Here is a 26,504-nt window from a genome sequence, read left to right on the forward strand (position 1 = left end):
GCAGATCAGGCGATGGCGGGTATTGAATACCGTGTTTCGGCTGAGTTGCGCGAATTCTGTTTTCCACTTTTTGTTTCTGCGAAGGGAAAAGCCCAGAAGCAAACTCATGCTAAGCACCCGGCGTTTAAGTACTTGTGATGAAGTCGGACTCGATACCGGACACTGCGGCGCATCATCCGGGCGGCAGTGTCCGGTATCGGGCAAGGTCCCCAAACCGAACGTTATTGCGGAAGAGGTCTCTCATACCGCGCATTAATACCGATCCATTTGGTCATTCGATGTGGAACTGCGGCCTTTCAGAGAACAAGGGTAAACCGGTTTTAAGGGACGCAAACAAAAAGTCAGGAAGAAGCAATACGTGTAGGTCTTTTGTATCTGCGGTTTCAACACTCGAGAAATTGTTTGTAAGTAGGGTCAGGGCACCAAGACCGCTGCCCCCTGCAAGCGCCCCGCACGCAGATCGTCGATTGCTATGTTGGCGTCGATCAACGGATATTGTTGCGTCTGCGTTCGAATGCCCGCCGCTTCGACGAGGGAAAAAAACTCTTCCCCATCTTGTCGGGTCAGGTTCGCGACCGACAGGACATGTCGTTCACCCCACAGATCGCGGTATGGAAAGGCAGGGATATCGCTCATGTGGATGCCTCCGCAAACGACCCGACCTCCTTTTCGGACGGCTCTGAGAGCAATTGGAACAAGCGCGCCGACGGGTGCGAAAATTATCGCGGTATCCAGCTCTTTTGGAGGCAGTTGGTCGGAATCGCCTGCCCATACCGCCCCGAGGTTGCGCGCAAAGCTTTGTGCTTCAACATCCCCGGGCCGGGTCAACGCATAGACAGTTCTGCCTTGCCAGATTGCCAGTTGTGCCAGGATATGCGCCGCGGCGCCGAAACCGTAGAACCCGATTTCCTGTGCATCGCCCGCCATACGTAGACTGCGAAACCCGATCAGACCTGCACACAGCAGCGGTGCCAGCGCAACCGGATCAGCGGACTCCGGCAACGCAAAAACATATCGCGCATCGGCCACGCACGCTTCGGCAAAACCGCCGTTCCGCGTGTAGCCGGTAAAGAGCGGCGCATCACACAGGTTTTCCTGCGCGTCCCGGCAATAACGGCACTGCCCACATGTTGAACCAAGCCAAGGTACGCCGACACGCTGGCCGATTTTCAAATCCGTGACCGCTTCGCCTTTGCGCAGGATGCGCCCGACAATTTCATGCCCAGGAACCAATGGAAGCTCGGGGTGTGTCAGGTCACCATCTAGGATGTGCAAGTCAGTGCGGCAGACACCGCAGGCCTCAATCCGGATGAGTACATCATGGGGACCAGTTGTGGGAAGTTCGATGTTTTCTTGACGAAGCGTGCTGCCATCGCCCGTAAAGACCATTGCAAGTGTCATCCTAGTGCTCCCCGTGAATGACCGCTCAACCTCAACTTAACCCCAATTCACCATAGCACGAGGCCACAGGATTCAGGCTTGATCCATCGCAAAGCCGTCGATTTGGCCGCACGTTAGGGTCTTGTCAAAATCAACCACCTGGAAAAGCTATGAAGCAGAGTTCGCTTATTTATTTTGCTCTGGCTGCGCTCGTGATTACGGGCGGTATAATGTATGCCGTCATTTCCACGAATGGTGACCAGTTGCCGGAGGGTTTCGTTCAGGGAAACGGACGGATCGAGGCCGAGCAGGTTGAGATCGCCCCCACGATCGCGGGACGTGTCGTGAATGTATTGGCGGCCGAAGGTGATATGGTCGCCACCGGGGACATTCTGGCCGAGATGGATGTTGATGAATTGTCGGCGGCATTGGACAGGGCCAAGGCCGAGGTGGCGTTGGCGCGTCAGACCAAGGCAGAAGCCGAGGCGCTTGTTCTGCAACGTCAGAGTGAACAGCGCCGGGCCGAGCAGGAGCTGGATCGCGCAACGGCGTTGCTGGCCGGGCAGAACATCTCTGAAACCGTTTTTGAAGAACGTGAGACCATTCATCAGGTTGCTGAGGCTGTATTGGGAGCGGCCAAGGCCCGTGTGGCAACCGCAGAAAGCCGTATTGCAGCCTCTGAGGCCGAAGTGCGCCGGATCGAGGCGCAGATCGAAGATAGCCTCCTGCTGGCACCGATGCCCGGTCGCGTGCTTTATCGTCTTGCAGAGCCCGGTGAAGTTGTCGGCGCGGGTGAGCCGATCCTGACTCTTCTCAGCCTCCAGAAGGTGTACATGGAGGTATTTCTTCCAGCTCGCGAAGCCGGACTTTTGCCTATCGGAACCGAGGCGCGGATCGTGCTCGATGCGTTGCCGGACTATGCGATACCTGCATTTGTCAGTTTTGTCTCACCCGAAGCGCAGTTTACACCGAAACAAGTTGAAACTCTGGATGAACGCGAGCAACTGGTGTTTCGCGTCCGCGTTCGCATACCTGAGGATCTGGTCGAAAGCCGGATTGAGCATGTCAAAACCGGTCTTCGCGGCGTAGCCGTGATCCGGGTCGACCAGAGCAGCGCCTGGCCCGAAGCCCTTGAACGGCGCATACCTCAAGAGCTGTTCGAATGAACGCCAAGGTCACTGCGTTGGAAATCCACGTTGCCGATGTCACGCACAGATATCGAAAGCAAATTGCATTAGAGTCTATTTCCCTGAATATTCCGACCGGCAAGCTTGTTGGTTTCATCGGGCCGGACGGGGTCGGGAAATCCACTTTGCTTAGCTTGATTACCGGCGCAAAAAAGCTGCAATCGGGGTCAATCGACGTTCTGGGCGGATCAATAGACGCACCCGCACATCGCCGCCGCATTTGTCCGGCAATCGCATTCATGCCGCAAGGGTTGGGGCGCAACCTCTATTCTGAGCTTTCGATACGCGAGAATCTGGAGTTCTTTTCGGGCCTTTTCAGCCAAGGGCAGGATGAGCGTGATGCCCGGATTGAGGCGTTGCTATCAGCAACCGGACTTGCGCCTTTTGAGGATCGCCTGATGGGCAAACTCTCTGGCGGGATGAAACAGAAGCTGGGCTTGTGTTGCGCACTGATTCATGACCCGAAACTTCTGGTCTTGGACGAGCCGACAACCGGGGTTGATCCGCTGTCGCGGCGACAGTTCTGGGCTTTGATAGACGCGATCCGGTCCGAAAACCCAAAGCTCTCGGTTCTGGTGTCGACTGCCTACATGGAAGAAGCAGAGAGTTTTGACTGGATCGTCGCGATGGACGCTGGCCGGGTCATCTTTCAAGGACAACCGGGCACGTTGAAGGGGAACGAAAAGGACCTGGAAACCGCGTATCGACGATTGCAGGCACAAGGCGCACCTGCCATTACGTTGCATGAAAGTCCAGCCCGCCAGATTGAAACAGACCCGGTGATCACCGCGCGCGGGCTGACACGGCGCTTTGGCGATTTCACGGCTGTCGACAGCGTGGATTTCTCGATTAAGCGGGGCGAGATTTTCGGGTTCCTCGGATCGAATGGATGCGGCAAATCCACAACGATGAAGATGCTGACAGGTTTGCTGCCGGCCAGTTCAGGTGAGGCTCTGCTTTTCGGCAAGCCCGTTGACGCCCGCGATCGGGAAATGCGGCGGCAGATCGGATACATGAGCCAGGCCTTCTCGCTTTACGGTGAATTGTCGGTGCTTCAGAATCTTCGGCTGCATGCCCGCGTGTTCGACCTATCTGACCGAGAGGAGCGTATCGCGGAATTGACGGATCGTTTTGGACTGACCACCCATCGCGATACGTTGGCGGCCGCGTTGCCGCTTGGGATCAAGCAGCGCCTGTCGCTGGCGGTTGCCGTTATCCATTGCCCGCGTGTGCTTATTCTGGATGAACCAACGTCAGGTGTTGACCCAGCGGCACGAGATACGTTTTGGGCTTTGCTTGTTCAGCTTGCGCGCGAAGATTCGGTTACGATATTTGTGTCCACCCATTTCATGCCCGAAGCAGAGCGGTGCGACCGCGTTTCCTTCATGCATGCGGGACGGGTTCTGGCAGAAGGCACACCAGCAGACTTGATCGCCACTGAGGGCGCGGAGAACCTTGAAGAAGCATTCATTTCAATTCTTGAAGCAGAGGAAAAACCAGCACCAGTTGTTGCGCCAAAAGTGAAGATGAGCGCCCAAACCAAACGTGCACGGGCAAGCTTTGGCTGCGCCTTTGCGTACACGCGGCGTGAGGCCGTCGAAGTTGCCCGTGACCCGGTTCGGCTTGCCTTTGCCTTTCTTGGGTCTGCAATTTTGATGTTGGTCTTTTGCTTTGGCATCACGCTTGACATTGATGAGCTTGATTTCGCAATTCTCGACCTGTCTCAGGGGCCCGAAAGCCGGGCCTATGCGGCAGAGTTCGCAGGATCATCTTATTTCAAACCCACACCTCCCCTGGACAGCGCTGCGGAAGGACGTAGCCGGTTGCAGGCCGGAGACGCCTCGCTTGTTATTGAGTTGCCGCCTGACTTTGGCCGCAAGTTGCGGGCAGGAGAAACAACCAACGTCCTGGCCACGGTCGATGGGGCCATTCCGTTCAAAGGTGAGACGGTTGAAGGTTACGTTGCCGGGCTGCACCAGACATTTCTGGATGAGCAGGCACGCAACACTGGCAAAGCCCCGGTTGAGATTGCCAGCATTGAACCTCGGTTTCGCTACAATCAGAGCTTTGAAAGCATAGCTGCAATGGCCCCGGCGATGCCTGCAATCCTGCTTATCATGCTGCCAGCCGTCCTGATGGCGGTCAGTGTCGCGCGAGAGCGGGAACTGGGATCGGTCGTTAATTTCTACGTCACACCAACGACGCGGCTTGAATTCCTGGTCGGCAAGCAAATCCCATATATTGTGATTGGCTACGCAAATTTCCTGCTCTTGGTCGGGATGACGATTTTCATCTTTGGCGTGCCACTTAAGGGGGACCCCTTTCCCTTGGCTATTGGTGCGTTCCTGTATGTCTGGGCGACGACATCCTACGGATTGGTGATTGCGACCATGACCTCCAGTCAAGTGGCCGCTACATTTGCGACGGCCATTGCCTCGGTTGTGCCAACCATTCAGTTCTCGGGCCTGTTGCAGCCTGTTTCAACCCTTGAAGGGGGCGCGCAGGTGATCGGCTCATTCTGGCCGTCATCCTATTTTTTGCACCTGAATGTCGGTGCATTTACTAAGGGGCTGGGTTGGGAGGCGCTTGCCCCGGACATTCTGGCGCTGGCCTGTTTCGGGCCGGTGCTGACGCTGATTGCCGTCCTCTGCCTGCGTGCGCAGGAGAAGTGAATGCAGCGCATTTCCTGCATATTCTGGCTGGGCCTGAAAGAGATGATGAGCCTGCGCCGTGATTGGGTCATGATGGCGTTGCTGGTCTGGTCGTTCACGCTGGCGCCGATCATGGAGGCGACGGGTGTTGCAAGTTCAGTGAACAATGCCTCGATCGCGTTTGCGGACGAGGACAACTCACCGCTCTCCCGCACGCTTTCCACTGCGTTTTTCCCGCCAGAATTCCAGCAGGTTGTTCAGATCGAACCCGGGACCGGCCCTGAGCATATGGATGCGGGGCGCTTTATCTTTGTTGTTGCCATACCGCCGGGGTTTGAGAAGGACCTGCGCGCGCGGCGCCAACCAGAGATCCAGGTACTGATCGACGCCACGGCCATGGAGCAGGCGGGCATTGGCGCCAGCTATATCACCAACATACTGAGCGCCGAGATTTATCGTTTCGCAGCCGGTGTCGATCTCGTCGACGCGCCTCCGGTAGATCTTATCCTGCGAAGCGCCTTCAACCCAAACAGAGATACAGTGCGTTTTGCGGGTATCGTGGCCCTGATCGGCCAGATCATGTGGCTTACGACGATCCTGACCGGTGCTGCTATGATCCGGGAACGAGAGCAAGGGACGATAGAACATCTTCTGGCGCTGCCCTTGGCCCCGTTCGATATTGCAATGGCCAAAATCTGGGCCAATGCGGCGGTTGTGCTGATCGCGGCAGGGGTGTCGCTTGTCTTTATCATGCAGGGTGCGTTGGACATCACCATTGCCGGATCGAAGCCCTTGTTCCTGTTAGGTACAGCCCTCTTTCTGTTTACAGCCACCGCATTGGGGGTTTTCCTTGCCACCATCGCACGGTCAATGGCGCAGTTTGCGCTTTTGGTTATGCTGATTGTCCTACCCATGCTGATGTTATCAGGTGGCGAGACGCCGGTTGAAGGTCAACCTGCCTGGCTACAGGCTGGTACGCTGTTCCTTCCGTCGCGCCACTATATGTCGGCCAGCCAGGCAATCGTTTTCAAGGGCGCCGGGATTGAAACCGTCTGGCTGGAATTTGCGTCGATGGCGGCATTGGGCCTGGCCTTGCTGATCACAAGCCTGGTCATGTTTCGTAGGTCGATCGCCCGTATGAGCTGACATGATCCGACGATCTGCGAGCGCTCCGTAGTGGGCTGAGCTCTCGGTCCAGCTTTAGCGCCGCTTTCAGGTTTGGTGCACGTAGCTGCCGGGCGCATCAGGCAGTTTGTTGGCGCTTCGCCGTTCCCCGCCCATGAGCGGAGGTTTGGCCTCACCCGTTGAGTGGAGTTTCAACCAATCAGCCATAGCGGGCCACCACGAACCCTGCCGCACCTTGGCATTTTCAAACCATTCATCAGGAGATATGTACAGCGCATCAGCCGCCCTGTGATCTTGCCGATAGTGCCGATTCTTGTGGCCCGGCTCGCTCAGGATACCGCCGTTGTGGCCGCCATTGGTCAGCACAAATGTCAGGTCCCCATCCGTAAACAGCCTGATTTTGTAGACCGACCGCCACGGCGCAATATGGTCGGATTCTGTACCCACCACGAACATGGGAACGCGAATGTCCTTCAGCGCGACAACGCGACCTTCAACGGCAAACCGCCCGGCGCTCAGGCGGTTTTCCAGAAACAGACCCCGCAAGTATTCCGAATGCATTCGCGCAGGCATGCGTGTAGTGTCGTTGTTCCAAACCGTCAGATCCGTCGGTAAGTCCGCCTCGCCCAGAAAATAACGCCGCACCGCGCGGGCGTAGATCAGGTCTTCGGCACGGATGGTCGTAAACGTGCGCGCCATTTGCGGTCGATCCAGACAGCCCTGCAGCCACATAAGATCTTCGACAAACGCAACTTGACTGTCGTCGATGAAAAGCAACAACTCACCTGCTTCGGCAAAATCGACTTGCGCGGCCATAAGGGTGATGCTGGCCAGCCTGTCATCTCCGTCGCGTTGCATAACGGCAGCGGCAATCGCCAAAAGGGTGCCGCCAAGACAGTATCCATTGATGTGAATCTTTTGACCCGGAACGAATTTTGAAATGGCATCAATCGCCGCCATGACGCCGTTCAGGCGGTAATCCTCTAGGCTCAGATCGGCCTGATCAGCCGTAGGGTTTATCCACGAAATCATAAAAACCGTGAACCCCTGATCAACAAGATAGCTAACCATCGAGTTTTCCGTCGACAAATCAAGCACGTAATATTTCATGATCCAGGCGGGTACGAACAGAATTGGCTCGGCCTGTACGCTGTTGGTGGTAGGTGCGTATTGAATCAACTCGAACAAAGCATTGCGGTAGACGACCTTTCCGGGGGTTGCAGCAAGATCTGTGCCAAGCTCGTATCCTTTCGGCGGAAGGTCGTGCTTTTGCGTCACGGCGTGCGTAAAATCTTCTAGGAAATGCGCGCTGCCTTCGATCAGATTGCGACCGCCCGTTTGCATGGTACGCCTAATGATTTCAGGATTTGACCACGGGAAATTCGACGGGGACACTAAATCAAGGGCTTGCCGAACCTGAAACTGCGCACGTTCTGCGTCGCGGGGCGCGATACCTGGCATGCTGTCCGTCGCAGCCTGCCACCAGTCCTGCGTGCTCAGAAAAGCTTGTTGCCACAGCGAGAATGGGGCTTTCTGCCAGCCTTTGTCGCTGAAGCGGTGGTCTTGTGTTCGGGTTTCAAAGGGTGGGGTGGGTTTTGATCCTGCTGCCAATTTGCTGGCATATTCCGAGAGCTTGGCCGTATTCTTTGCAGCATGTTCCACCAGTTCGAACTGACGTCCCGGCGACCGGCTGAGATGAAGGGCCCAATCCATCCAAGTGGCCATGATCGAATGCGGGGAAACCCCTGCTGTGGCACGCGCCATTGCCGCACGCATTGCGCGGTCAAGTTTCTCATACGGGTGGCCCCCGGTGCCCGGATCAGGCGCCGCCCGGGTCGTCTTGTCTTCAGCAATCGGTTTGCCTGGAGGCAATTCAGTCATCGGGTTTCTCCGTTCTGGGTCTTGCGCGGTGACACAAATTTATGAACTGCGACCGGTACAATAATCCGCTGCCTGCGTGGTTTTCGTCGTAAAGCACGATTCTCTGGCTTTGGATGAAGACATGTGACGGGAGTGTGCCAACAAATTCTCGCTGGTGAACTGACCCATGTCAATTACCCGTGAAAGCGCCTTAAGCGGTCATGGAATGGACCGGAAACAAGGCACACAGCGGACGACCTGGCGTCTTGTGGCCAACGGTTCTGTGTTGATCTGCAGAGTATTACAAAAGTGGCGCATCGGTACTGAGACTGCCGCCGTCAAAACCGCCTTAGAGTCCGCCGCCTTGCGAATACCAGGCGCATGGCGCCGCTTTCATCTCACCCATGGAAACGTGATCTTCCGTTTGCCCGATTTATGGTCCCTTGCGGCCACATGCAACCGTTGGAGATGATGAAGAGAGACGGTGCTGGCTCGCTAACAAACGTGGTCAAACTCACAAAGCTCAGACGCCATACACGGCCCCGTCAGCTACCTCTACCAAGGCGGCTAATGGGAACTGCCGAGCAAAGTGGAGAGTCAGAAGGGTCAGGAATCGTGACTAATAAATGACGTTTGCTGCGAGTGAGAATGCTGTCGGGAAGACCTTGGAACAGCGATTATAGGGGATCGCAACGCGCCGCGTGTATCAGCGTTTGTCGTATCGGAAAGGGTTCCTTCGCTTTTTCGGCCTGACATGCCAGCGCGTACACCCTTGTCTTTCAGGGCATCTCTGAACCGATCGACATCATGGCCGCGGTCCCCAAGCAGCCAGTCGAAATCCGGCAGACTGCTCAGCAATGCCCGTGCCCCAATATAGTCACTGACCTAGCCAGCGGTGACGAACAGACTGAAAAGCCGCCCCCGGCTATCGCACACAGCGTACAATTTGGAATTTATACCGCCCTTGGTTTGGCCTATCAGGCGTCCACGCCTCTTTTTTCGCTCCCATGCTGCTGTCGGGATACATCTCGACCAAAGCTTCCGCTCGATCAAAAGGGTACACTTTCATCAACGCAAGATAGCTGCTTTCATGGTACTTCGATCTGTTCGAGCAGATAAATTTGCATTGCCGTTGAGGTGGGTGGCCGCCCCCTCAGCGGTTTTTCTTTCACTTTTCGGCGGAAACCAGACCTCAAAAACAGAATAATCTGGACAAAATCCGGGTGTGCTGCGGCAATGGCGCAGTTCATTCGCATTTAACTAGTTGATTTTATTGGTCGGAGTGAGAGGATTCGAACCTCCGACCCCTGCCTCCCGAAGACAGTGCTCTACCAGGCTGAGCTACACTCCGACCGTGGCGGGTGATCTATACCTGGGTGTTTTGATGTGCAAGAGGGATTCTGAGGGCTGAGACAGGAATTCTTGTAGGTCCGTCAGTCCGCGAAGCCTGTCGTTTGGCGAGCCGTCACGGTAAAGGATCAGTTCGATACAGCCGGATTTTAGTACCGCCATGATCGACAATTGGACCTGCGGGCAGCAAGGGCAGGCGTGTAGCGCGCGCCAAAGATTGACTGCTGGTTACAATGCCCACCCTCCATCCTGTGAAACGCGAGAGTAAAACCTTGCCAAAACTGCCATAAAGCGAGCGCAGACGTTTTTCGTCTCCTATCCTTGCACCGTAGGGCGGGTTGACGATGACAAGCCCCGCCTGACCCGGTGGTGGCTTGATGTCGCTGACAGATCGGCAGAAAAACCGGGTGTTTGCAGCTACCCCAGCGTGTTCGGCATTGGCTTTGGCCGCTTCAATGGCTCCGGCGTTGCGGTCTGATCCAACAAATACCGCGTCAATCTGCGCTTGAGGACTGCCGTCTCGCATCTCAGCCCATCGTTGTGCGTCGAATCCACGCAGATCTTCGAACGCAAAATGGCGTGACCGACCGGGGTTCAGCCCCATCGCCATCTCGGCTGCTTCTATTACGAACGTGCCTGAACCGCACATCGGGTCCAAAACAGGCTCGGACCCGTCAAAGCCACATTCACGCAGAAACATTGCTGCCATTGTTTCGCGCATTGGTGCCTTTGCCACAGCCAGCTTGTGACCACGCTTGTGCAAAGGCTCGCCAGAGGTATCGATCGAGAGGGTGCAGATGTCCTTTTCAATACGCAGCAACACACGCAGACCTGCCTCGGGTGAAATTGGTGCCCCCAATGTTTCCGAGATCGCCGTCTCGATCCTCTGACGTGCAGCCCCGGCGTGGTAGATGCGTGACTTTCGACTTGTGGCTTCAACCTTCACCGGTATGTCGGGCCGCAAGAAATCAGACCAAGGGACCTTACGTGCCCGTTTGTCCAGCTGGGCCAGGTGCACTGCGGGAAAACTGGCTATTCGTACCAGAACCTTGTTGACCCCGCGAAGACACAGATTGGCGCGCCAGACCTCTGGCCAGTCACCGTGGCACGTTATTCCACCCGGAACGCGTTTCGCACCCGCGAATCCCTTTTCGACCGCCTCAGCAAGCAAAGGAGCTTCAAGCCCGGGGGTTGCCACCAGAAAATATTCAAGATCGTGCTTTTCGTCCATTGGACGTGCTTACACCGGAAGCAACCCGGGCGCGACATGCAATTTTTTTGTGACAACATATAAGGTATTTAAGGAAATTGACACGGAATGTTCGATTTTGGCGGTAACAGGTTTGCTTTCGGCATAATCCCCGCGTAAAGGGGCCACAATCAGGATTACGCCCGCGGATCACAGACACCTTTCGGCGTTTTTACGGCGACTGTGCAGAAGACCCGCGTTATTGTCTGACCCTAACAAGGTGTCGGCAAAGCTGGCGCAGATAAAGAGGCTTGGAAGACCGTAGCGACATGCAAACTTTCAAACTGAAAAAAGGGTTGGAGTTACCGGTGCTGGGTGCGCCTGACCAAACCATTCATCCGGGACCGGAATTCACGACCGTTGGCGTCTTGGGTGGCGACTACATGGGTCTAAAGCCCCGCATGCTTGTGCAGGAGGGCGAGACGGTACAGCGAGGTACGCCGTTGTTCTGCCACAAGGACGCGCCAGAGGCGATGATGGTCGCCCCGATGAGTGGTAAGGTCGTGGCAGTTAACCGTGGCGCACGCCGTGTCCTGCAGAGCGTTGTGATCGAGGTATCAGACCCCAATGATGCAGGGCTTGATTTCTCGGGTGTGGGTAATTCGGACAGTGCTGAAGATGTTACCGAGAAATTGTGTGCGGCGGGTCTGTGGACGTCGTTCCGCACACGGCCCTATTCGAAAATGCCCGAGCCGGGCAGCAAACCGGCAGCGATTTTCGTAACCGCCATGGATAGCGAGCCGCTGGCCGCCGACGCGGCCGTGGTTATCTCGGACGCGGAAGAGGCCTTTACGACCGGTCTTGGCGCAATCACCAAACTGACCGAGGGCAAAACCTATCTTTGCCACAAGGAGGGTGACAACGTTCCGGGCGCAGATGTTCCTGGGGTTGAGGCGGCGTCTTTCTCTGGTCCGCATCCCTCGGGGTTGGCTGGAACGCATATTCATTTCCTCGAACCGCTGACCGGCGACAAAAAGGTCTGGACCATTGGCTTTCAGGATGTGATCGCCATTGGCCGTTTGATGTTGACCGGGCACCTGGATCCAAACATCGTGATTGCGCTAAGCGGTCCGGGCGCGCGGCAACCGCGCTTGATCCGAACCGCGATGGGTGCTTCGACGGATGACCTGACGTCTCACGAAATCAACCTCGATGGGACACCTCGGATCATCTCGGGCTCGATCCTGTCCGGAACGCAGGCCGAAGGTCCGACGGCTTTTCTGGGTCGCTTTGCGCGTCAAATCTGCATCATCCGCGAGGATCACGATCAGATCCCGATGGGTTGGATTCGCCCAATGCCGTCGAAATTCTCGGTTCAGCCGGTTCTGGGTTCGGCCTTCTCGCAAAAGCTTTTCAACCTGACCAGCAATCTGAACGGTGGTCGACGGGCCATGGTTCCAACCGGTACGTTCGAGCGGCTGATGCCGCAGGACTATCTGCCGACGCAGTTGCTGCGCGCGCTGCTGGTCATGGATACCGACAGCGCCCAGGCACTCGGTGCGTTGGAACTGGACGAAGAAGATTTGGGTCTTGTCGGCTTTGCGTGCCCGGCAAAATATGAATACGGGCTGGCGCTGCGCGACTGCCTGACAAAAATCGAAAAGGAGGGCTGATCCAAATGGGTTTGCGCAACTTCTTTGATCGGATCGAGCCGAACTTCACCAAGGGCGGCAGATACGAGAAGTATTTTCCCATCTACGAGATGGTCGAAAGCTTCATTTACACTCCGAAAACCGTGACCACGGTCGCGCCTCATGCGCGGTCATACATCGATATGAAGCGGATCATGACCTATGTCGTGATCGCGACGATCCCCTGCATCCTGTGGGGGATGTACAATACCGGTTATCAGTCCAATGCCGCGATTGTGGCACTTGGTCCGGATTCGGCGACGGGTTGGCGGATTGCGATCCTGCAAGCGTTCGGTATCCCGCTGGATCCCGGTAACGTCTTTGCCAACGTCATGCACGGCTTGATGTACTTCCTTCCGATCTACATCGTGACCCTTGTTGCAGGCGGTATTTTTGAGGTGATCTTCGCAACCGTGCGCGGGCATGAGGTAAACGAAGGTTTCCTCGTTACTTCAATGCTTTATACACTGATCATGCCGGCCAGTGCGCCGCTCTGGCAAGTCGCGTTAGGCATCATCTTTGGTGTTGTGATCGGCAAAGAGGTGTTCGGCGGGACAGGCAAGAACTTTCTCAACCCCGCTTTGGTGGGTCGGGCCTTTCTGTACTTTGCCTACCCGGCGAATATGTCAGGCGACACGGTCTGGACCCCCGTGGATGGGTTTTCTGGCGCGACTGCACTGTCGGTGTCAGCGTCCCAGGGATATCAGTCTCTGGCTACCGAGGGTCTGACCTGGTGGAACGCGTTTTTTGGCTTGATGCAGGGCAGTTTTGGCGAGACGTCGGCACTGGCCTGCCTGATTGGACTGGGCTTTCTGCTAATGACGCGTATCGCCAATTACCGCCTGATCGTTGGGTGTCTGGCAGGCACCATTGGCTTTACGCTTCTGCTGAACCTTATCGGTTCGGATACAAACCCGATGTTCGCAATGCCGTGGTACTGGCACCTTGTGGTCGGTGGCTACGCGTTTGGGTTGGCATTCATGGTGACCGAGCCGGTCTCGGCCAGTCACACCAACATGGGCCGCTATATCTATGGCGCGCTGATCGGCATCATGGTCGTGATGATCCGCGTCATCAACCCGGCTTTCCCTGAAGGCATGATGCTGGCCATTCTGTTTGGCAACGTCTTCGCTCCGCTCATCGACTATTTCGTGGTTCAGGCCAACATTAAACGGAGGGCGCGCCGCCATGTCTGATACGCAACCCCACGAACCCAAGGGCGCGATCGCAAGGTTTCTGGCGGCCTCGCCGGATTCGGTTGGTAAAACGATTTTCATCGCCGTCGCCGTCTGTCTTGTTGCGTCGATGGTTGTATCCTCGGCAGCGGTCAGCCTGCGTCCAGTGCAGGAAGCGAACCGCCTGAAAGACAAACAGGTTAACGTGCTGCAGGTCGCCGGCGTGTACGAGCCCGGCATCGACGTATCCGAAGCCTTCGCCGCATTCGAGCCGCATGTGCTGGAACTGGCGACCGGTGAGTTTGTCGATGACAAATTTGATCCGGCCACCTTTGACGATCTGGCCGCCGCCAGTGACCCAGAGCTGAGCATGGCATTGGAAAATGATCCGGCAGGCATTGGCCGCAAGTCCAAGTACCGCGTGGTCTATCTGCTGCGCGATGAGTCTGGTGACTTGAACAAGGTGATCTTGCCGCTGCATGGTTATGGCCTGTGGTCGACACTCTATGGCTTTATCGCACTGGAAAACAACGGCAACGATATCTTCGGTCTGCAATTCTATCAGCACGGTGAGACGCCGGGCCTGGGGGCCGAGGTCGACAACCCACGCTGGAAAGCGTTGTGGAATGGTAAAAAGCTGCGCGATGACGAAGGAGATTTGCAGATCTCGGTCGCCAAGTCGCAACCGGCTGCTGGCCCTGAATATTATGTCGATGCGCTGGCCGGCGCGACGCTGACTTCGGTTGGTGTCGACAACCTTGTGAAATTCTGGATGGGTGATGAGGGCTACGGCCCCTTCCTGGCCAAATTGCAAGCAGGAGAGTTCTGATGTCCCAGACCAAGAAAGAAATGCTGGTCGACCCGCTTGTCGACAACAATCCGATCACACTGCAAGTACTAGGCATCTGTTCGGCGCTGGCGGTGACGTCGTCGCTCCAAGTGTCCATCGTAATGGCACTTGCGGTGATTTTCGTGACGTCGTTCTCGTCCTTCTTCATCTCGTGCCTGCGCAATCAGATTCCGGGTTCCATCCGGATCATCGTTCAGATGGTGATCATCGCCTCGCTGGTGATTTTGGTCGATCAGATCCTAAAAGCCTATGCCTTCGAGATTTCGAAAACCCTGTCGGTTTTCGTTGGCCTGATCATTACCAACTGTATCGTTATGGGGCGCGCCGAGGCGTTCGCCATGAAAAACCCGCCGGTCGCATCTTTCATCGACGGTGCTGGCAACGGTATGGGCTATGGCCTGATCCTGTTGCTGGTTGGGTTCATTCGTGAGCTGTTCGGCGCTGGGTCGCTGTTCGGTGTCACCATCCTGGAAACGGTCAACAATGGCGGCTGGTACGTGCCCAACGGCATGCTGCTGCTGCCCCCATCGGCGTTCTTCATCATCGGTCTGATCATTTGGGCCTTCCGCACATGGAAACCTAAACAGGTAGAAGAACGCGAATATAAAATTCAGCAGGTAGAGGCCCACTGATGGAAGGTCTGATCTCACTGGCTGTAAAGGCCATCTTTGTCGAAAACCTTGCGCTTAGCTTTTTCCTGGGGATGTGTACTTTCATCGCCGTATCGAAAAAGATTTCAACCGCGCTGGGGCTGGGTATTTCTGTGATGCTGGTTCAGGCGATCACCGTGCCGACCAACAACCTGCTGCTTACCTATCTGCTGAAACCGGGCGCGCTGGCCTGGGCGGGGTTTCCGGATGTGGACCTGACCTTCCTTGGCTTGATTTCGTATATCGGCGTGATCGCGGCGATGGTGCAGATTCTGGAGATGATCCTGGATAAGTACTTCCCGCCTCTCTACAACGCACTGGGGATCTTCCTGCCTCTGATCACGGTGAACTGCGCCATCCTGGGTGGCTCGTTGTTCATGGTGGAACGAGACTACAACTTTGCCGAGGCTACGACTTATGGTCTGTCTTCGGGCTTTGGTTGGGCACTGGCGATCACCGCCATGGCGGGTGTGCGTGAAAAGCTGAAGTATTCTGATATTCCAGACGGTTTGCAGGGCTTGGGCATCACGTTTATCACCGCAGGTCTGATGGCGATGGCCTTCATGTCCTTCTCGGGCGTGAAACTGTAAGGAGGCGTCGATGGAAACCTTTAGCCTTGGCGTTGTCCTTTTCACTCTGATCGTTATTGCGCTGGTAACGGTTATTCTGGCAGCCCGATCCAAGCTTGTCTCGACCGGTGACGTGAACATCACGATCAACGGAGAAAAAACCATCTCAGTCCCGGCGGGCGGCAAGTTGCTGCAAACGCTGGCAGCCGAGAAGCTGTTCGTGCCGTCCGCCTGTGGCGGCGGTGGGACCTGCGCACAATGCCGCGTGCGGGTACATTCCGGTGGCGGATCAATCCTGCCGACCGAGGAAAGCCATATCACCAAGCGTGAAGCCGCCTGCGGAGACCGCCTATCCTGTCAGGTCGCAGTCAAGCAGGATATGGATATCGAAGTTCCCGAAGAAGTCTTCGGCGTCAAAAAGTGGGAGTGCACCGTTCGTTCCAACGAGAACGTGGCCACGTTCATCAAGGCGCTGACGCTGGACCTGCCGGAAGGTGAGGATGTGGACTTCCGCGCTGGTGGCTATATTCAGATCGAAGCGCCAGCACACCAGTTGAAATACACCGATTTCGACGTCGAAGAAGAATACCGCGAAGACTGGGATCGCTTTAATCTCTGGCAGTACGAGTCCGTTGTAAGCGAGCCAATCGAACGCGCTTATTCGATGGCCAACTATCCGGATGAGAAGGGCATGATCATGCTGAACGTCCGGGTTGCCTCACCTCCTCCGGGCTCCGAAGGTATCCCCCCGGGGCAGATGTCGTCGTACATCTTTAATCTCAAGCCGGGCGACAAGGTCACGATCTCGGGTCCGTTTGGCGAATTCTTTGCCCGCGACACCCAGAAAGAAATGGTTTTCATCGGCGGCGGCGCTGGTATGGCTCCGATGCGCAGCCACATCTTCGACCAACTTAAGCGTCTGGAAAACCGCGATCGAAAGATCAGCTTTTGGTACGGTGCCAGGTCTAAGAAAGAAATGTTCTTTGTCGAGGATTTCGACCAGCTGGCCGAAGAGTTCGACAATTTCGAATGGCATGTAGCGCTGTCGGATGCGCAGCCCGAGGACGATTGGAAAGGCTATACCGGCTTCATCCATAACGTCCTGTACGAAGAATACCTTAAGAACCACCCCGCACCAGAGGATTGCGAGTTTTACATGTGTGGCCCGCCGATCATGAACCAATCGGTTATTAACATGCTGCTTGATCTGGGCGTGGACCGCGAAGACATCATGCTCGACGACTTCGGTGGGTAAGGCGGAAAAAAACCGGCGCATCAGGCGCCGGTTTTCATTTGAGGCAACAACGCCTAGTCTAAAGCCTAAGATCGCTGGCCTCGCGCGGTAGGCAGGATTTGACGTCAAAGACCACGCTTTTGGGTTTGCCAAAGGCGCGGAACTGCGCAGGGTCGAGCGTTCGGTATTCCTGATGTGCGACGGCCAGAACCACACCGTCATATGTTCCGTTCTCCGGCTGCTGGATCAGGGACAGCCCATACTCGGATTGCGCCGCCGCAGGATCGGCATGCGGGTCATGCACGTCGACTGTCACCCCGTAGCTTTGAAGCTCGGTTATAATGTCCACGACGCGCGTGTTGCGCAGGTCGGGACAGTTTTCCTTGAAGGTCAGGCCGAGTACCAGAACCCGTGCAGCACCCACGTTTATTCCGCTGCGTGTCATCCGCTTGACCAGTTGCGACACGACATAGCCACCCATACTGTCATTCAGTCGCCGACCCGCCAGAATGATCTGGGGATGATGTCCAACGGCTTCGGCCTTATGGGTAAGGTAATAGGGGTCAACACCTATGCAGTGCCCGCCCACCAAACCGGGGCGGAAGGGTAGAAAGTTCCACTTGGTGCCAGCCGCCCGCAACACGGCTTCGGTGTCGATATCCATCCGCCCAAAAATCATCGCAAGTTCATTGACCAAAGCGATATTCAGGTCGCGTTGCGTATTTTCAATGACCTTGGCCGCTTCGGCCACACGTATGCTTTCAGCTTTGTGAGTACCGGACGAGATTATACGAGCATAAAGCGCATCTACCAGATCAGCCACTTCGGGAGTCGAGCCGGATGTAACCTTGCAGATATCGGAAATTCGGTGCGTCTTGTCACCGGGATTGATACGCTCGGGACTGTATCCGGCAAAGAAATCGGAATTGAATGTCAGCCCGGAGACATGTTCCAGCACGGGCACGCAGTCATCTTCAGTCGCTCCGGGATAGACTGTGGATTCATAGATCACCAGATCGCCGGGTTTCAGTAAACCACCCACCATTTCGGAGGCGCGGAGCAGAAGGGACAGATCAGGCTGCTTGCCCACGGTGATCGGGGTAGGCACCGTTATGATGTAGGTATCGCAGTCCGCCAGATCGTTCAAATGAGCGGTGAACACCAATCCGGAGGCTGCTGCAAAATCCTCGGGCTCGACCTCTTGCGTTGCATCGAGACCAGCGCGCAGGGCATCGATCCGGTTTACGTTGATATCATAGCCCAACACTGGGCCAACCTTGCCGAAAGCCACCGCCAACGGCAGGCCAACATAGCCAAGGCCAATCACCGCAATACGACGCGCGTTTGGATCGGACTCAATCATCAAAGCACCGTGGACAATTTGCCCGCACCTTTTTGGCGTGCGAAAGCTTCGTCGGATTGAACCCAATTGATCACTTGGTGCCTGTTACCGGAGCACATTATTAGCATCCCTCGACCTCACTGCAGCCTTTGACGCCTCAGGGATACTGTCGCAAGGGCAAGGTCAAGGGTGTTTTCTGCGAAACCACTTATCCAACGATCATCTGCTTCATGCGAAGGGCTTCGTATTCCAACTCTTTCAGGCGGAAATGAACAACGTCGCCAATGGTAATCACACCGCATAGATTGCCATCACGCAGGACCGGCATGTGACGAAAGCGGCCTTCTGTCATGGTTTTCAGAACATCGTTCAACAGGTCGTCCGGCGTGCAAGTCTTTACCTCGCGCGTCATCAGGTCTTCGACCGCTTGCGGCAAGGTCTGGCCGGGCGTATCCGCCATCCGTCGGACGATGTCACGTTCGGACAGAATACCGTGCAGGGCACCGTTCTGATCAGTCACCAGAACTGCACCGATACGTTTTTCTTTAAGCGTGTTGACCACGGAATGGATCGTTTCGTTGGGCCGCACCGAAAACACTGCGTCGCCTTTGCCTTCCAGCAGTTTTGCCACAGGCGTTTGTGAGTGCGACAGGTTTGACTCCGTCGATTGGCTGTACGTGGTCTTGTCTTCCTTGTCGCCGCGCATCGGAGCCTGGTAAGAGCTTGGAGCCATAGGCAATCTCCTTTTGGTCTTGCAATGCCTTTCCCTTTCACCTTAGCGCAGCTAAACGACCTGTATAGGGTGCAATTGCGTTGATAGGCAGAATCCCGGACCTGAACAGGAGGCATAAGCCTTTGAACGATTTGTATCTCACCCCACCTGTGGCTGCCCTCATTTTTTTCCTAGTGGTTGTCTGTGGCCACAATTTCCGCATGTTGTGGAAACAACAGCCGACGGGGTGGCGAAAACGGGCGTGGCTGTTCGGTCTTCCTGCCGGGATCGGCCTATTGGTGCTGGGCTTTTTGCCTCTGAAGCTGTGATGTCGGTTTGACTCTGGCCGGGGTGGCTGGCATATGCCGGACACCGATTTTCAGGAGACCGCCCCATGCGTATTGCGCCTGTTCTGGCCCTTTGCACAGTTCTGTCCGGCTGCCTGTTCGACACAGAGCCAGAGGTGGTTCGACTGTCGGGCGAGACGATGGGAACAACCTTCAACATCACGGCAATCGGCGAGGATTTGGATCAGGACGCGTTGGCCGCCGCTGTCGAAGAGACGTTGGCGGAGGTCAACGCCAAAATGTCCAACTGGGATCCGAACTCCGAAGTCTCAACCTTCTCAGCCGCGACCAGCACGGACCCTATGCCAGTCTCTGCCGAATTCGCATATGTCATGGCCGCCGCGAATGCCGTTCACGAAAAGACCGGCGGCGCATTCGATGTTACGCTAGGCCCGCTGATCGAACTGTGGGGCTTTGGGCCGCGCACGCCCGAAGACCCGGTGCCTTCGGATGCCGAGATTAGGTCAGCACTGAACAGTGTGGGACAGAACCGTTTGCTGACCCTCGATACTGAGTCAGAAACGCTTGCGAAATCCGATCCCGATGTCGGTATCAACCTGTCCGCCATTGCCAAAGGCTATGGTATTGACGCGGTGGCTGAAACGCTGCGCGCGGCGGGTATCGAGGACTATCTGGTTGAGATCGGCGGCGATCTGGTCACAAGCGGCCAGAATGATCAGGGTGAAGCTTGGCGGATCGGTATCGAAAAACCGCAAGTCGGTGCACAGTCGCCGCAATTGATCGTATCGGTAAGCGATCGCGGCATGGCAAGCTCCGGTGACTACAAGAATTTCTTTGAACAGGATGGTGTGCGCTATTCGCATATCATCGACCCGACAACCGGGCGTCCAATCACGCACCGTACAACCTCTGTCACTGTTTTGGCCGAAAACGCGATGATGGCAGATGCCTGGGCGACCGCAATGCTGGCCTTGGGGCAGGAAAAGGGTTTGGAACTGGCCGAGGAGCATAAACTTGCCGTGTACTTCATCTCTAGGGATGTGACAGGCGGCGAAGATGCGTATATCACAGTACAAAGCACCGCGTTCAAAGATGCACTTGAACCCAACTGATCGGTAGGAATCACAATGAGTACCTTTATTCTGGCCTTTGTCTTGCTGGCCCTGGTGATGGTGGGCATGTCGCTGGGTGTCATGCTGATGGGCAAAACCATCAAAGGCAGTTGTGGCGGCCTCAATGCGATCTCGGGTGCGGACAAGTGTTTGGTGTGCCACAAGGACGTTGACCCCGACAGCCCACTGCGCGATCAGCTGCAGTGCAAGCGCGCCAAAAAGATGCTGGAACAGATGGAGCGTCAGGCCTGAGTGCAGAATATGCTTCGCTGATCGCCCGGAATTGGCTAACTAGATCCCTGACAATATCGGGGGCGTAACCTTGGCCAAAGCCAAAAACATCCTGTTTATCATGTTCGACCAGCTACGATGGGATTACCTGAGTTGCTATGGTCACCCACATCTGCACACCCCCAACATTGACCGCCTTGCCGCGCGCGGTGTGCGGTTTAACCGGGCTTATATCCAGTCCCCGATTTGCGGCAGTTCACGCATGTCGACCTATACCGGGCGCTACGTGCATTCGCATGGTGCATCCTGGAACGGTATCCCCCTGAAAGTGGGTGAGATGACGATGGGCGATCACCTGCGCAAGGCTGGAATGGGATGTTGGTTGGTCGGTAAAACCCACATGCGCGCCGATGCCGAAGGGATGGCGCGGTTGGGTCTGGAGCCCGACAGTCTGATCGGCGCTCGTGTGGCGGAGTGCGGGTTTGACGTCTTTGAACGCGACGATGGTATGCGCCCAGAAGGTCCAGACGGATTTTATGACCCGGACGGAGCGAAGGAATACAACAAATACCTGACCGAGAAGGGGTATGAAAGTGACAATCCCTGGCACGACTTCGCCAATTCTGGATTGGACGCGGACGGGAACGTGCTATCCGGATGGTTTCTGAAAAACGCGCACGAAGCCGCAAATATTGCCGAAGAAGACAGCGAAACCCCATATCTGACCGGTCGTGGTATTGAGTTCATGGAAAGCCATGAAGGCCCATGGTGCTGCCACCTGAGCTTTATTAAGCCGCATTGGCCCTACATCGTGCCAGAACCTTATGCCTCAATGTATGGACCAGAGCATGTGTTGCCTGTCGTGCGATCCGAGGCTGAGCGCCAGAACGCCCACCCGGTACTGCGTGCGTTTATGGAAACAAAAGTCGGGCAGGCATTTTCACGTCAGGATGTGCGCGAGGCGGTGATCCCCGCCTATATGGGTCTGATCAAACAGGCCGACGACCAAATGGGACGTCTGTTTGACTGGATGGAAGAAACCGGACGCATGAAAGATACGATGATCGTGCTGACCTCGGATCATGGTGATTTTCTTGGGGATCACTGGATGGGCGAGAAAACGTTTTTCCACGACGCCTCGACCAAGGTTCCGCTGATTATCTACGATCCGTCACCTGAATCCGACGCAACCCGAGGCTCAGTCAGTGACGCGCTGGTCGAATCCATCGACCTCGCTCCGACCTTTGTCGAGGTAGCCGGGGGTGAGGTGGCCTCGCACATTCTCGAAGGGCATTCCCTGTTGCCGATATTGCATGGGCACAAGGATGAGACACCCCGCGAGGTGGTGATCTGCGAGTATGACTATTCCGCCTCACCCATTGCCGATGCGCTGAATGCCTCGGTACGGGATGCGGTGATGTTCATGGTTGCCGACACGCGTTGGAAGCTGATCCATTGTGAAGGCGACCACCGCCCCCTGCTGTTCGACCTGGAAAACGACCCGGACGAATTGCATGATCTGGGGGAGAGTGACACGCATGCTGACGTCATCGCCCGAATGTACGACCACCTCTTTGCATGGGCCCGACGCCCGTCGCAGCGCACGACACGTTCGGAACAGCAATTGATCGAGATGCGGACCAAAAGTCGGGGTAGGGGTGTAGTAGTCGGTGTATATGACGAAAACGATGCCCCGCTTGAGCTGACGGTAAAATACCGGGGACGGAAAGCCCGGCCTTTTGCCGACTACATCGGCAAGGATAAGCCTTCCCGTCATTAAATCTGGCATCACGAGGCCGAAAGGCGGTTCACCCGCCGTGGGTCAGGCGATAAAAGACCGTCCAAGAGCAGAAACCCGGAGTTCAAAATGACCGTCCCGAAACCTGTCGTCCTTTGCATTCTTGATGGTTGGGGACTGTCAAACGAAACCAAGGCCAACGCGCCTTACCTGGCCAATACGCCCACTTTTGATGCAATGATGGCCAACGGGCCGCATGCCACTCTGATCACCCACGGACCAGATGTTGGCTTGCCTAGCGGACAGATGGGCAACTCCGAGGTCGGCCATACAAATATTGGCGCAGGGCGTGTTGTCGCAATGGATCTGGGTCAGATCGACCTGGCAATCGAAGATGGCACATTTTTTGAAAATGATGCTTTGCAGGATTTCATTGCCCGCGTGAAAGCCTCTGGCGGGACTACCCACATGATGGGCTTGGTATCGGATGGCGGTGTGCATGGACATCTGAACCACATCGTTGCTGCGACCAAAGCGATTACCGACGCGGGTGTGCCTGTCGCGCTTCATGCGGTGACCGATGGCCGCGATGTGGCCCCAAAGTCGGCCTTGAGCTTTGTGGCCGAGCTTGAAGACCGTCTGCCCTCAGGCGCGCAGATCGTAACGGTCTGCGGGCGCTATTTTGCAATGGACCGTGACAATCGGTGGGAGCGTGTAGCTAAAGCCTACAAGGCGATGATCGACGGCAAGGGCCGAGCCGCTTCATCTGCAAAGGAGGCAATCGAACAGGCCTACAACAAGTCGGAAACCGATGAGTTTATCGAACCCACGGTTCTGGATGGCTTTGACGGTGTCGCGGATGGCGACGGGTTTTTCTGTCTTAACTTCCGGGCTGACCGCGCACGTGAAATTCTGCGCGCGATTGGCGAGCCCAGTTTCGCCGAATTTGATACTGGTCCCCGCCCACAGTTGTCGGCATTGATTGGAATGGTGGAATACTCGGATGGGCACAACGCGTACATGACCACCGTGTTTCCCAAACGGGACATCGTCAATACGCTGGGCGAATGGGTTGCCAAACAGGGATTGCGCCAGTTCCGTCTGGCCGAGACCGAAAAATACCCGCATGTCACGTTCTTCCTGAACGGCGGCAAGGAAACGCCCGAGACGGGCGAAGATCGCTACATGCCGAAATCCCCGAACGTTGCAACTTACGATCTACAGCCCGAGATGTCCTCGGTCGAAGTAACGGACAAATTTGTTGAGGCGATTGAGGCCGGGTATGATCTGATCGTCACAAACTATGCCAACCCGGATATGGTTGGCCATACCGGAGATTTACAAGCCGCAATCAAGGCTTGTGAGGCTGTGGATCAAGGGCTGGCGCAGGTCATGGCTGCGCTTAAAAAGGTTGGGGGCGCAATGATCGTCACCGCCGACCATGGCAATTGTGAGGTGATGGTAGACCCTGAAAGTGGCGGGCCGCATACCGCGCATACACTGAACCCCGTACCTGTGGTTTTGGTCGGAGGGCCCGAGGGTGCCGTGTTGCGCGACGGGCGTTTGTCCGATCTTGCCCCTACCTTGTTACAATTGATGGGACTGGAACAACCGCCTGAAATGACGGGCAAGAGCCTGCTCTCATGACCCTGCGCGCGTTTCTGTTTGCCGCGTTGTTCGCATTGCCCGTCGAGGCCCAGACTGACCCGTCCAAAGCCGCCCTTGATGCGGTGCAGATGCTGGAAGAGGCCTCGATCGCGCTAAACAATGCCGAAAACGCCCGTGATCGGGTGCGCGCTCTGACAGAAACAATCCAAGCCTACGAGGCCGGTCTGGCCGCCATGCGCGAAGGGTTGCGCCGCGCCGCGACGCGCGAGGCGCAGTTAAACGCAGAATTGCGCAGCCGCGAAGATGAAATCGCGCAGCTTCTGGGCGTGTTGCAAACCATAGAAACGACCGCGCCATCCGTTTTGATGTTGCACCCATCTGGTCCGCTTGGCACAGCCAGGGCCGGCATGATGCTATCCGAGGTCACGCCCGGCCTGAACGCCCATGCACAGGCACTGGCCCATGACCTGCAAGAGGTTCAGACCCTCAGGCAGCTTCAGCAAAGTGCTGCGGAAACCCTGACCGAAGGCTTGACTGGCGTTCAATCCGCCCGCACTCAACTCAGCACCGCCATTGCTGATCGAACCGACCTGCCGGTACGGTTTGTCGAAGACCCGGTGCGTACGGCGATCCTGATCTCGTCAACAGAAACGCTGGACGGTTTCGCGCGCGGTCTGACAGAAATTGCCAACGGGGAAATCGCGGCAACGAATGCGGATGTGTCCAGCCGCAAAGGCAAGATCGCCCTGCCTGCACAGGGTATCCTGCTTCATCGCGCCGGCGAAACCGATGCAGCGGGTGTCAAACGTCCCGGAATGGTGCTGGGTACCCGGCCACGCGCGATTGTTACATCGCCCACGGCAGCCACGATCCGGTATCGCGGTCCACTGCTGGATCTTGGGAATCTGGTCATCCTTGAACCTCAACCCGGGCTTTTATTCGTGTTTTCGGGGCTCCAAGAGGTATATGGAAACATAGGGCAAGTCATTCCCGAAGGTACGCCTGTTGGATTAATGCCGGGTGAAACTCCGGGAATCGGCGCTATTTTGTCAACAAGCGGTGATGGCACTGGAACTGATCGGTCAGAAACGCTCTATATAGAGGTAAGACAAGACAACAGCCCCGTGGACCCGGAATCTTGGTTTCGGACCGGCAAGGATGGATAAGAACATATGAAGAAATTTGTGATGGCCGCTCTGGCCGGAACCGTGGCAGGTGTAATAACAACGACTCAGATCGCAGGCCCGTTGCTCGCCCAAGAGGCCGCGAACAAGGCCAGCGTATATGAACAACTTGATCTTTTTGGCGACATTTTCGAACGCATTCGCGCACAGTATGTCGAAGAGGTTGAGCCCGAAGAGCTGATCGAAGCTGCCATTGACGGCATGCTGACTTCGCTGGACCCGCATTCCAGCTATTTGTCACCCGACGATGCGGAACAAATGCGCGTGCAAACGCGGGGAGAGTTCGGTGGACTGGGCATCGAGGTGACGCAGGAAGAGGGTTTTGTAAAAGTCGTATCGCCCATCGATGACACCCCGGCAGATGCTGCGGGTATCGAGGCTGGCGATTTTATTACCCACGTCGATGGTGAAAGCATTCTGGGCCTGACGCTGGATAAGGCAGTCGAATTAATGCGCGGTCCGGTCGGGTCTGAGATTGTGATTACCGTCGTTCGTGAAGGTGAAGCGGACCCGTTCGATGTCACCATCATTCGTGACACGATCAAGCTCACAGCCGTGCGCGTCCGGACCGAAGGACCCAGCGTCGTGCTGCGTGTCACCACATTTAACGACCAGACCTTCCCCAACCTTCAAGAGGGGATGAGAGAACAGATTGAACAGGCTGGTGGCATCGACAAGATCAATGGATTTGTTCTGGACCTGCGCAACAATCCCGGTGGTCTGCTGACGCAAGCCATCAAGGTGTCCGACGCGTTTCTGAACGAAGGCGAAATCGTCTCGACCCGTGGCCGCAATCCGGGCGAGGGTGAGCGCTTTAACGCCACAGCCGGAGATCTGGCCGAAGGCAAGCCGATTGTGGTGTTGATCAATGGTGGTTCTGCCTCGGCGTCCGAGATCGTGGCGGGCGCTCTGCAAGATCACCGCCGGGCCATCGTTGTCGGCACCAAAAGCTTTGGCAAAGGCTCGGTGCAAACAGTGATGCCGCTGCGTGGGGATGGTGCGATGCGCCTGACCACATCGCGCTATTACACGCCGTCGGGCCGCTCGATTCAGGCGCTTGGTGTCAGCCCCGACATCATTGTCGAACAACCTCGACCGACGCCCGCCGCAGATGACGAAGAAACGGACGCTCGGACACGCTCAGAGGCTGACCTGCGCGGAAGTCTGAACAATGACAGCCTGAGCGAGGACGAAATCCGCCAGATCGAGGAAGACCGCGCACGTGCGGCAGCCACGGCCGAGCTGCGCGAAGAGGATTATCAACTGGCTTATGCGATCGATATCCTCAAAGGTCTGTCCGCCTTCAATCCAAGCGGACCGTCGCAGTAAAATAAAAGGGCCGTCCCAATGGGCGGCCC

20 protein-coding genes, 1 tRNA gene and 1 pseudogene are annotated in these 26,504 nt (G+C 56.3%); 15 read left to right on the forward strand and 7 right to left on the reverse strand.

Features of this window, described 5'->3' with window-relative positions:
• Nucleotides 1-414: 414 nt before the first annotated feature.
• Nucleotides 415-1,401: a zinc-dependent alcohol dehydrogenase family protein gene (locus AVO44_RS04040; RefSeq protein ID WP_068332957.1), complete on the reverse strand. Its 987-nt coding sequence runs from the start codon at nucleotides 1,399-1,401 to the stop codon at nucleotides 415-417.
• A 149-nt stretch (nucleotides 1,402-1,550) separates the two neighbouring features.
• On the opposite strand from AVO44_RS04040, the gene AVO44_RS04045 reads away from it, so the two are divergent.
• Genes AVO44_RS04045 through AVO44_RS04055 form a run of 3 tightly spaced genes read left to right on the forward strand, consistent with a single transcriptional unit; the run spans nucleotide 1,551 to nucleotide 6,364 of the window.
• Nucleotides 1,551-2,546, forward strand: coding sequence for an HlyD family secretion protein (locus AVO44_RS04045; protein ID WP_068332960.1), 996 nt, complete (start codon nucleotides 1,551-1,553; stop codon nucleotides 2,544-2,546).
• Nucleotides 2,543-5,239: a ribosome-associated ATPase/putative transporter RbbA gene (rbbA, locus tag AVO44_RS04050; protein WP_068332963.1), complete on the forward strand. Its 2,697-nt coding sequence runs from the start codon at nucleotides 2,543-2,545 to the stop codon at nucleotides 5,237-5,239. Before AVO44_RS04045 ends, rbbA begins: the two co-directional genes overlap by 4 nt.
• Nucleotides 5,240-6,364, forward strand: coding sequence for an ABC transporter permease (locus tag AVO44_RS04055; protein ID WP_068332965.1), 1,125 nt, complete (start codon nucleotides 5,240-5,242; stop codon nucleotides 6,362-6,364).
• A 66-nt stretch (nucleotides 6,365-6,430) separates the two neighbouring features.
• Here AVO44_RS04055 and AVO44_RS04060 read toward each other — a convergent pair whose 3' ends face one another.
• The 4 genes and pseudogenes from AVO44_RS04060 to AVO44_RS04070 form a co-directional block, all read right to left on the reverse strand.
• Nucleotides 6,431-8,224 carry a PHA/PHB synthase family protein gene (locus AVO44_RS04060; RefSeq protein ID WP_068332969.1) on the reverse strand — a complete coding sequence of 598 codons (1,794 nt, stop codon included), beginning with the start codon at nucleotides 8,222-8,224 and terminating at the stop codon, nucleotides 6,431-6,433.
• A gap of 598 nt (nucleotides 8,225-8,822) precedes the next feature.
• Nucleotides 8,823-9,205: pseudogene (locus tag AVO44_RS21520) on the reverse strand (transposase); the annotation flags it as partial.
• 272 nt (nucleotides 9,206-9,477) lie between these two features.
• A tRNA-Pro gene (locus AVO44_RS04065) sits at nucleotides 9,478-9,554 on the reverse strand.
• A 114-nt stretch (nucleotides 9,555-9,668) separates the two neighbouring features.
• Nucleotides 9,669-10,784 (reverse strand): THUMP domain-containing class I SAM-dependent RNA methyltransferase, encoded by a 1,116-nt coding sequence (locus tag AVO44_RS04070; RefSeq protein WP_068332972.1) that lies wholly within the window; start codon nucleotides 10,782-10,784, stop codon nucleotides 9,669-9,671.
• A gap of 287 nt (nucleotides 10,785-11,071) precedes the next feature.
• On the opposite strand from AVO44_RS04070, the gene AVO44_RS04075 reads away from it, so the two are divergent.
• The 6 genes from AVO44_RS04075 to nqrF are packed head-to-tail and all read left to right on the forward strand — an operon-like array spanning nucleotide 11,072 to nucleotide 16,932.
• Nucleotides 11,072-12,415 (forward strand): Na(+)-translocating NADH-quinone reductase subunit A, encoded by a 1,344-nt coding sequence (locus AVO44_RS04075; RefSeq protein ID WP_068332975.1) that lies wholly within the window; start codon nucleotides 11,072-11,074, stop codon nucleotides 12,413-12,415.
• Nucleotides 12,416-12,420: 5 nt separating this feature from the next.
• On the forward strand, nucleotides 12,421-13,629 hold the full coding sequence (locus AVO44_RS04080) for an NADH:ubiquinone reductase (Na(+)-transporting) subunit B (RefSeq protein WP_068332978.1): 1,209 nt from the start codon (nucleotides 12,421-12,423) through the stop codon (nucleotides 13,627-13,629).
• Nucleotides 13,622-14,437, forward strand: a complete 816-nt coding sequence (locus AVO44_RS04085) for a Na(+)-translocating NADH-quinone reductase subunit C (protein ID WP_068332981.1) — start codon at nucleotides 13,622-13,624, stop codon at nucleotides 14,435-14,437. Before AVO44_RS04080 ends, AVO44_RS04085 begins: the two co-directional genes overlap by 8 nt.
• Nucleotides 14,437-15,090: an NADH:ubiquinone reductase (Na(+)-transporting) subunit D gene (locus AVO44_RS04090; protein ID WP_068332984.1), complete on the forward strand. Its 654-nt coding sequence runs from the start codon at nucleotides 14,437-14,439 to the stop codon at nucleotides 15,088-15,090. Before AVO44_RS04085 ends, AVO44_RS04090 begins: the two co-directional genes overlap by 1 nt.
• Nucleotides 15,090-15,698, forward strand: coding sequence for an NADH:ubiquinone reductase (Na(+)-transporting) subunit E (gene nqrE / locus AVO44_RS04095; protein WP_058281554.1), 609 nt, complete (start codon nucleotides 15,090-15,092; stop codon nucleotides 15,696-15,698). Before AVO44_RS04090 ends, nqrE begins: the two co-directional genes overlap by 1 nt.
• 10 nt (nucleotides 15,699-15,708) lie before the next feature.
• Nucleotides 15,709-16,932, forward strand: a complete 1,224-nt coding sequence (nqrF, locus tag AVO44_RS04100; protein ID WP_068332987.1) for an NADH:ubiquinone reductase (Na(+)-transporting) subunit F — start codon at nucleotides 15,709-15,711, stop codon at nucleotides 16,930-16,932.
• Nucleotides 16,933-16,990: 58 nt separating this feature from the next.
• Here the strand turns inward: nqrF and tviB are convergent, their stop codons facing one another.
• Nucleotides 16,991-18,274: a Vi polysaccharide biosynthesis UDP-N-acetylglucosamine C-6 dehydrogenase TviB gene (tviB, locus tag AVO44_RS04105; RefSeq protein ID WP_068332990.1), complete on the reverse strand. Its 1,284-nt coding sequence runs from the start codon at nucleotides 18,272-18,274 to the stop codon at nucleotides 16,991-16,993.
• A gap of 187 nt (nucleotides 18,275-18,461) precedes the next feature.
• The gene (locus AVO44_RS04110) at nucleotides 18,462-18,986 is read right to left on the reverse strand and encodes a CBS domain-containing protein (RefSeq protein ID WP_068332994.1); all 525 of its coding nucleotides are present in this window, start codon (nucleotides 18,984-18,986) and stop codon (nucleotides 18,462-18,464) included.
• A gap of 373 nt (nucleotides 18,987-19,359) precedes the next feature.
• Here AVO44_RS04110 and AVO44_RS04120 point away from each other — a divergent pair, with 373 nt between their 5' ends.
• From AVO44_RS04120 to AVO44_RS04145, 6 genes are all read left to right on the forward strand, one after another.
• On the forward strand, nucleotides 19,360-20,385 hold the full coding sequence (locus AVO44_RS04120; protein WP_068332997.1) for an FAD:protein FMN transferase: 1,026 nt from the start codon (nucleotides 19,360-19,362) through the stop codon (nucleotides 20,383-20,385).
• 15 nt (nucleotides 20,386-20,400) lie between these two features.
• The gene (gene nqrM / locus AVO44_RS04125) at nucleotides 20,401-20,637 is read left to right on the forward strand and encodes a (Na+)-NQR maturation NqrM (protein ID WP_068333000.1); all 237 of its coding nucleotides are present in this window, start codon (nucleotides 20,401-20,403) and stop codon (nucleotides 20,635-20,637) included.
• Between the two features lie 70 nt (nucleotides 20,638-20,707).
• On the forward strand, nucleotides 20,708-22,396 hold the full coding sequence (locus tag AVO44_RS04130; protein WP_082677379.1) for a sulfatase-like hydrolase/transferase: 1,689 nt from the start codon (nucleotides 20,708-20,710) through the stop codon (nucleotides 22,394-22,396).
• 87 nt (nucleotides 22,397-22,483) lie between these two features.
• Nucleotides 22,484-24,001 carry a 2,3-bisphosphoglycerate-independent phosphoglycerate mutase gene (gpmI, locus tag AVO44_RS04135; RefSeq protein ID WP_068333002.1) on the forward strand — a complete coding sequence of 506 codons (1,518 nt, stop codon included), beginning with the start codon at nucleotides 22,484-22,486 and terminating at the stop codon, nucleotides 23,999-24,001.
• Nucleotides 23,998-25,128, forward strand: a complete 1,131-nt coding sequence (locus AVO44_RS04140; protein ID WP_068333006.1) for a murein hydrolase activator EnvC family protein — start codon at nucleotides 23,998-24,000, stop codon at nucleotides 25,126-25,128. Before gpmI ends, AVO44_RS04140 begins: the two co-directional genes overlap by 4 nt.
• Nucleotides 25,129-25,134: 6 nt before the next feature.
• A complete protein-coding gene (locus AVO44_RS04145; RefSeq protein WP_068333009.1) occupies nucleotides 25,135-26,475 on the forward strand; it encodes a S41 family peptidase in 1,341 nt (446 codons plus the stop codon).
• Nucleotides 26,476-26,504: the final 29 nt, after the last annotated feature.

The organism is Ruegeria profundi, from assembly GCF_001507545.1.
Classification (GTDB): Bacteria; Pseudomonadota; Alphaproteobacteria; order Rhodobacterales; family Rhodobacteraceae; genus Ruegeria; species Ruegeria profundi.

Coding starts and splice junctions, on each gene's coding strand:
- AVO44_RS04040 (WP_068332957.1), bottom strand. CDS start 1,401: ATGACACTTGCAATGGTCTTTACGGGCGATGGCAGCACGCTTCGTCAA.
- AVO44_RS04045 (WP_068332960.1), top strand. CDS start 1,551: ATGAAGCAGAGTTCGCTTATTTATTTTGCTCTGGCTGCGCTCGTGATT.
- rbbA (WP_068332963.1), top strand. CDS start 2,543: ATGAACGCCAAGGTCACTGCGTTGGAAATCCACGTTGCCGATGTCACG.
- AVO44_RS04055 (WP_068332965.1), top strand. CDS start 5,240: ATGCAGCGCATTTCCTGCATATTCTGGCTGGGCCTGAAAGAGATGATG.
- AVO44_RS04060 (WP_068332969.1), bottom strand. CDS start 8,224: ATGACTGAATTGCCTCCAGGCAAACCGATTGCTGAAGACAAGACGACC.
- AVO44_RS04070 (WP_068332972.1), bottom strand. CDS start 10,784: ATGGACGAAAAGCACGATCTTGAATATTTTCTGGTGGCAACCCCCGGG.
- AVO44_RS04075 (WP_068332975.1), top strand. CDS start 11,072: ATGCAAACTTTCAAACTGAAAAAAGGGTTGGAGTTACCGGTGCTGGGT.
- AVO44_RS04080 (WP_068332978.1), top strand. CDS start 12,421: ATGGGTTTGCGCAACTTCTTTGATCGGATCGAGCCGAACTTCACCAAG.
- AVO44_RS04085 (WP_068332981.1), top strand. CDS start 13,622: ATGTCTGATACGCAACCCCACGAACCCAAGGGCGCGATCGCAAGGTTT.
- AVO44_RS04090 (WP_068332984.1), top strand. CDS start 14,437: ATGTCCCAGACCAAGAAAGAAATGCTGGTCGACCCGCTTGTCGACAAC.
- nqrE (WP_058281554.1), top strand. CDS start 15,090: ATGGAAGGTCTGATCTCACTGGCTGTAAAGGCCATCTTTGTCGAAAAC.
- nqrF (WP_068332987.1), top strand. CDS start 15,709: ATGGAAACCTTTAGCCTTGGCGTTGTCCTTTTCACTCTGATCGTTATT.
- tviB (WP_068332990.1), bottom strand. CDS start 18,274: ATGATTGAGTCCGATCCAAACGCGCGTCGTATTGCGGTGATTGGCCTT.
- AVO44_RS04110 (WP_068332994.1), bottom strand. CDS start 18,986: ATGGCTCCAAGCTCTTACCAGGCTCCGATGCGCGGCGACAAGGAAGAC.
- AVO44_RS04120 (WP_068332997.1), top strand. CDS start 19,360: ATGCGTATTGCGCCTGTTCTGGCCCTTTGCACAGTTCTGTCCGGCTGC.
- nqrM (WP_068333000.1), top strand. CDS start 20,401: ATGAGTACCTTTATTCTGGCCTTTGTCTTGCTGGCCCTGGTGATGGTG.
- gpmI (WP_068333002.1), top strand. CDS start 22,484: ATGACCGTCCCGAAACCTGTCGTCCTTTGCATTCTTGATGGTTGGGGA.
- AVO44_RS04140 (WP_068333006.1), top strand. CDS start 23,998: ATGACCCTGCGCGCGTTTCTGTTTGCCGCGTTGTTCGCATTGCCCGTC.
- AVO44_RS04145 (WP_068333009.1), top strand. CDS start 25,135: ATGAAGAAATTTGTGATGGCCGCTCTGGCCGGAACCGTGGCAGGTGTA.